Origin of the sequence: Paenibacillus xylanivorans (assembly GCF_001280595.1) — a bacterium.
Classification (GTDB): domain Bacteria; phylum Bacillota; class Bacilli; order Paenibacillales; family Paenibacillaceae; genus Paenibacillus; species Paenibacillus xylanivorans.
In genome coordinates this window covers 79,119-80,036 of record NZ_LITU01000042.1, presented here as the reverse complement: position 1 = coordinate 80,036, position 918 = coordinate 79,119, and the positions used below count along the sequence as shown (strand labels likewise).

The 918-nt window shown below is 54.5% G+C and carries 1 protein-coding gene; it reads right to left on the bottom strand.

Going from position 1 to position 918, the window contains the following annotated elements; translation table 11 throughout:
• Nucleotides 1–918 (bottom strand): FAD-dependent oxidoreductase (locus AMS66_RS06915; protein ID WP_236703256.1); only part of this gene is annotated, 918 nt, incomplete at both ends.

Genomic DNA, 918 nt, shown 5'->3' with positions numbered 1-918 from the left:
CGAGGGATCATGAATATCAATCGGGTAGCCACTTCTGGCAATTACATCGTCAAACTTTCGCCCTGCAACCACATCCGCCTTGGTCAACGCATAGTGCCCGATGATTCGCCTGGATTCACGGATACCGATCTGCGGCGCTACCGCTGAGATGGAAGCCCGTTCGAACCCAGGCACATCACGCTGCAAAAACTCAGCGATCATCAGCACCTGCTTCCTTCCTTCCTGTTCAGCAGAGGTCAGATCCTCTGCATCTGTCGCATCGAGTCCCTGCACCCGGGTACAGTTAATCAATACTTCATCTTCAGCTGGTCCGGTAAAAAACAACACCTGATCACGATTAATCGGTACACCTGATTTTTTCCATTGGGAATAGAAGCCGCTCACCCCGGTCAACGGAATGTTGTCCAGTTCTGCGAACGGGGTCTTGGTATAGAAATCTTCCGGGTGCTCCTGCATATATCGCTTCACTCGTCCAAGGTCCACGCCACGCATCCGGAACTTCATGGTCATCGGCTGTGATTGGTTGTCCTCATCCCGTCCCTTTGCAACAGAAGCGCCTGCAAGATAAGCCGCATCCGCATCACCGCTGGTATCCACGAATACGTTCGCTTGGAGCTCCATCCGGCCGGATTTGTTGGTCAGACGTACCGCCTTCACCCGATCATTCACAACAGCCACTTCATCCACGAAGCTGTGCAATAACAACCGCACACCTGCCTCCTGCAACATCTCGGCCGCGACCACCTGATAAATAGCCGGATGGTACGGCGTAACGGTATGCACAAACCCAACGGTATCACGCAGATGCCCCGGAGAGCCGCCACGCGCCTGCAGCCGGTCAACGATCTCCTGGGCGATGCCCCGAATCACCTGTTCACCACTCTCCGTATGGAAGGTCATCCAAGGGTAGACCATAGC